This window comes from Paracoccus sp. C2R09, from assembly GCF_018860625.1.
In the GTDB taxonomy this organism is placed as follows: Bacteria; Pseudomonadota; Alphaproteobacteria; order Rhodobacterales; family Rhodobacteraceae; genus Paracoccus.
In genome coordinates this window covers 1-4,796 of sequence record NZ_JAHKQB010000028.1, presented here as the reverse complement: position 1 = coordinate 4,796, position 4,796 = coordinate 1, and the positions used below count along the sequence as shown (strand labels likewise).

Below are 4,796 nucleotides of genomic sequence, written 5' to 3'. Positions count from 1 at the left end.
CAGGATCACCGGCATGGCCTTGGGATGGACCCGCCCGACCACAGAGTTCGGCTCACAGGTCAGAAAGGCGAAGAGCTCGTGGTCGCCCGTTCGCGGCGTTCTCATCGATCCCCGCGTGCCCTGCCACGAGGTCCAGATACCGGCGAAGAAGAACAGCGGCCGCGTCTCATCCAGCGCAAACCAGTGCAGGGGCTTGCGTTTCGTCGCCGGATCCGGCCGCGTGCCGTATTCGGAGAACGCTGTCGCAGGCACGATGCAACGATGCCCGACGCCTAGCCATGAGCGCCAATGCGGGCTGGCGGTGTTACGGATGTTTGTCACGCCAGTATCTGGCGAGTTCGGCCCTTTCAGGTATTGCGGTGGCGTCGGCATTCCCCAGGTCAGCCGGGCAAGTTCGGGGATAGGCCCACTGTTTCGGATCACTGGGGCCAACCGATCCGGATAGACATCTATCGACGGCTCGAGATTGCCAAGTCGGTCAGACATCACCCCGACGATGTCGCGGATCGCCTGCTGATTGGTTGTCAGGTTATACAGGTTGCAAATGAGCTCGGCTCCTTCGTTCGCGATCTCCCGGCAAATATGGCATGGATCTCCCCCAGCACAAACGGCGTCGAGGCGATTGACTCAGCCTTCAAGAAAGAACAAACAAAGAACACGCCACAGCGAGTCCATCATTCACAGGAGCCCGACACTGCCATGTCTTCGCCTCTCTCTGATCCGACTCTCGCCTTGCTTCGGCATCGGGTCGCAGCGATCGAGGGTGATCATGGCCGGCCGGAAGCTGTCCTGCCGTTTGGCCTCACCGAGCTCGACCGCCGCCTGCCGAAGGGCGGGCTGGCGGTTGGGTGTCTTCACGAGGTTGCGGGCGGCGGCAACGGGGCTGTCGATGGAGCGGCAGCGTCCTGCTTCGCGGCAGGCATCGCGGCGCGTTTGCCCGGTCAGGTGCTGTGGTGTGTCACGCAGGCAGACCTGTTTGCACCGGGGCTTGAACAGGCCGGGTTGTCACCGGACCGCGTGATCCATGTCGAGGCAGGTGATGACATATCAGTCCTTGCCTGCATGGAGGAAGGCCTGCGTCATGGCGGCCTTGCCGCTGTAGTTGCAGATGTATCGCGGCTATCTATGACGGCCTCGCGCCGTCTGCACCTGGCAGCGAAAGCTTCTGGCACGACAGGCATCGCCTTGCGGCGCTGGCGCAGACAGGCGGAGGCCAGCGATTTTGGCCAACCCACCGCAGCGATGACGCGGTGGCGGGTTTCGGTGCTGCCATCCGTGCCTCTGCCTGTTCAGGGGGTGGGACGCTCTCGATGGCTGGTGGAACTCCTGAGGGCGCGGGCAGGAGAGAGTTTCGACATCGAACTGGAGGCATGCGATGGCACGGGTCATCTCGGTCTTTCTGCCGATGTGGCCGGTGGATCGGCTGCGTCGGCAGGAAAACGCGCCTTCGGATAGGCCCTTGGCAGTTGCGGGGCGCGTGGGTAACCGCCGCGTGCTGACCGCGATAGATCTCGCTGCGGAAGTCTTGGGCCTCACCGTTGGCATGCCGGTCAGCAAAGCGCAGGCGCTGGTCCCCGATCTGCGGATCGAGCGGGCCGATCCCGTGGCGGATCTGGCCAGTCTGGAACGCCTCGCCTTCTGGGTGCTGCAGCGCACCGCGCCCATTGTGGCCGTCGACCCACCAGACGGGATCGTGATCGACAGCACTGGCGCAGACCATCTGCATGGCGGCGAAGAGGCGCTGCTGGAAGCACTGACGGGTCGTTTGGCACTGTCAGGCGTGACCGCACGGGCAGCAGTATCGGACACTTGGGGCGCGGCCCATGCACTGGCGCGCTTCGAGGGCGACCTGCACACGATGCCGCCCGAAGCCCTGCGCCTTTCTCCCGCCACCGTGGCGGGCTTGCGCGACATGGGTTTTGCCACGATCGGGGATATTCTGGCCGTTCCCCGAGCCCCATTGACCCGCCGCTTTGGTGCCGAGGTGATCCGCCGTATAGATCAGATGTTCGGCGAGGCTGCCGATCCCATCGACGCCCTACGCCCCGCGGGCCTGATCGAGACCCGCCGAGCCTTTGCAGAACCCATCGCGGCTCCTGAAACCATTGCGCGATACATCCGCAAGTTGGTGACAGCCCTCAGCGCGGAACTGGAAGCTCAGGGCGTCGGCGCCCGCCGTTTGGATCTGATCTGCCACCGCGTGGACCGTGAGCGCCAGACCGTGCGGGTCGGCCTTGCCATGCCGCATCGCGACCCGCAGCGCCTGACGCGGCTGCTTTGCGACAAGATACCTGGCATCGAGCCCGGGTTCGGGATCGAGATCATGACCCTGACCGCGACCATTACCGAACCCTTGGCCGAGCGGCAGATCAGCACGCTCGCTCCAGAGGCACCGAACCTGTCGGGCCTGATCGATACGCTCGCCAACCGGGTTGGTCATCGCGCGATATATCGGGTCGCCCCCGTTGCCAGCGACGTGCCCGAGCGTTCCATCCGCCGCATTCCGGCGCTGGCGGACTCAACCGCCGATGGCTGGCCCGACCACTGGCCGCGACCGGCACGCCTGTTCGCACGGCCCGAGGCTATCGAGACGATGGCGCTGCTGCCGGACCAGCCACCTGTCTGGATCGCGTGGCGCGGCATCCGCCGGCGGATCATACGCGCAGACGGTCCCGAGCGCATTTTTGGCGAATGGTGGACACGCGAAGCCGAACGCATTGCCGTCCGCGACTATTTTCGGATCGAGGATGAGGTCGGCGATCGCCTCTGGATTTTCCGTGCCGGGGATGGCGAAGACGCGGCAACCGGTTCGCAGAACTGGTTCATCCACGGGGTATTCGGATGAGATATGCCGAACTGCAGGTCACCACTGACTTCTCCTTCCTGCGAGGAGCCTCAAGCGCCGAACACCTGTTCGCCACGGCCGCCTTCCTGGGAATTGAAGCGCTTGGCGTGGTGGACCGCAACTCGGTCGCGGGGATTGTGCGGGCATGGGAAGCGGCGAAGACCACGGGCATCCGGCTGGTCGCGGGCTGCCGTCTGGACCTGGCATGCGGCATGTCGGTGCTGGTTTACCCCACCGACAAAGCGGCATGGTCGCGGCTCTGCCGCCTTTTGACCTTGGGCAAGGGCCGCGCTGGCAAAGGCAAATGCCACCTGGATTGGACTGACCTGAGTGATCATGCCGAGGGCCTGATTGCCATTCTCGTCCCCGATCAAGCTGACGACACCTGCGCGATGCATCTGCGCCGGATGCGCGAGACGTTCAGCGATCGAGGCTATCTTGCACTGAGCCTGCGACGCCGCCCGAACGACCAGCTGCGGCTACACAACCTCGCGCAACTGGCCCAACAGGCCCGCGTGCCAACGGTCGCCACCAACGATGTCCTGTTCCACGAACCCGCCCGCCGCATCCTGCAGGATGTCGTTACCGCCATCCGTTACACCACCACCGTCGAGGAGCTGGGCCACCGTCGCGAGCGTCATGCCGACCGCTATCTCAAGCCGCCGCAGGAAATGGCCCGTCTGTTCGCCAGATACCCCGAGGCGCTGGCCCGCACGGTCGAGATCATGGGTCGCTGCACCTTCAGCCTCAGCGACCTCGAGTATCAATATCCCGAGGAGCGAGACGATCCGCGGCTCTCGCCGCAGGACACGCTGTCACGCCTGACATGGGAGGGCGCAGCTGCGCGCTATCCCGAAGGAGTCCCACCCGAGGTCGCCAGATCCCTGAACCACGAACTGACGTTGATCAGGCGCCTGGATTATGCGCCTTACTTCCTGACAGTCCACAGTATCGTCCATTTTGCGCGATCGCAGAATATTCTGTGTCAGGGGCGAGGTTCGGCAGCAAATTCGGCGGTCTGCTATGTTCTTGGCATCACCTCGATCGATCCAGGCCGGAACGACCTGTTGTTCGAGCGCTTTGTCAGCGAGGAACGCCGAGAGCCGCCTGATATCGACGTGGATTTCGAGCATGAACGGCGCGAGGAGGTCATCCAGTGGATCTACAAGACCTATGGTCGTGACCGTGCCGCGCTGACGGCGGTCGTCATCCGCTATCGCGCCAAGGGGGCGTTACGCGACGTCGGAAAGGCAATGGGCATGCCCGAGGATCTGATCACCACGCTCTCCAGCCTTATCTGGGCATGGTCTGATGAGGGCGTGACCGACGCGCAGCTGGCCGAACTGAACCTGAACCCGAATGACCGCCGGTTGCGCCTGACGATGGATCTGGCGAAGCAATTGATGGGCATGCCCCGCCACCTGAGCCAGCACCCGGGCGGCTTTGTCCTGACCCAGGATCGACTGGACGATCTTGTCCCCATCGAACCAGCTACGATGGAGGACCGCCAGATCATCGAGTGGGACAAGGACGACATTGATGCGCTGAAATTCATGAAGGTCGATATTCTTGCCCTTGGCATGCTGACCTGCATGGCAAAGGGGCTGGAGCTCGTGGCCAGGCACAAAGGTGCCCGGTATGATCTCGCCACGATCCCCGCCGAAGATCCGCGCACCTATGCGATGATCCGGAAGGCTGACACGCTTGGAACGTTTCAGATCGAAAGTCGGGCGCAGATGGCCATGCTGCCAAGGCTGCGCCCGCGCACCTATTACGATCTCGTGGTGCAAGTCGCCATTGTCCGCCCTGGCCCGATCCAGGGCGACATGGTCCATCCTTATCTACGCCGTCGCAATGGCCTTGAGCCGGTCGAATATCCAAAACCCGAGCTGGAAAAGGTGCTGGGCAAGACGCTCGGCGTGCCGCTGTTCCAGGAACAGGCAATGCGCGT

General features: G+C 63.6%; 4 protein-coding genes. 3 read left to right on the top strand and 1 reads right to left on the bottom strand.

Going from position 1 to position 4,796, the window contains the following annotated elements; genetic code table 11:
* Window positions 1-537 (bottom strand): SOS response-associated peptidase (locus KO490_RS11830; RefSeq protein ID WP_256447488.1); only part of this gene is annotated, 537 nt, incomplete at its 3' end.
* A 45-nt stretch (window positions 538-582) separates the two neighbouring features.
* On the opposite strand from KO490_RS11830, the gene KO490_RS11825 reads away from it, so the two are divergent.
* The 3 genes from KO490_RS11825 to KO490_RS11815 all read left to right on the top strand — a co-directional run.
* A complete protein-coding gene (locus KO490_RS11825) occupies window positions 583-1,455 on the top strand; it encodes an ImuA family protein (RefSeq protein WP_252727157.1) in 873 nt (290 codons plus the stop codon).
* Window positions 1,376-2,845 (top strand): DNA polymerase Y family protein, encoded by a 1,470-nt coding sequence (locus tag KO490_RS11820; RefSeq protein WP_216019634.1) that lies wholly within the window; start codon window positions 1,376-1,378, stop codon window positions 2,843-2,845. Before KO490_RS11825 ends, KO490_RS11820 begins: the two co-directional genes overlap by 80 nt.
* Window positions 2,842-4,796, top strand: a 1,955-nt coding sequence (locus tag KO490_RS11815; RefSeq protein WP_216019633.1) for a PHP domain-containing protein, incomplete at its 3' end; no start/stop codon positions are given. The genes KO490_RS11820 and KO490_RS11815, both read left to right, overlap by 4 nt.

Coding starts and splice junctions, on each gene's coding strand:
- KO490_RS11825 (WP_252727157.1), top strand. CDS start 583: ATGGCATGGATCTCCCCCAGCACAAACGGCGTCGAGGCGATTGACTCA.
- KO490_RS11820 (WP_216019634.1), top strand. CDS start 1,376: ATGGCACGGGTCATCTCGGTCTTTCTGCCGATGTGGCCGGTGGATCGG.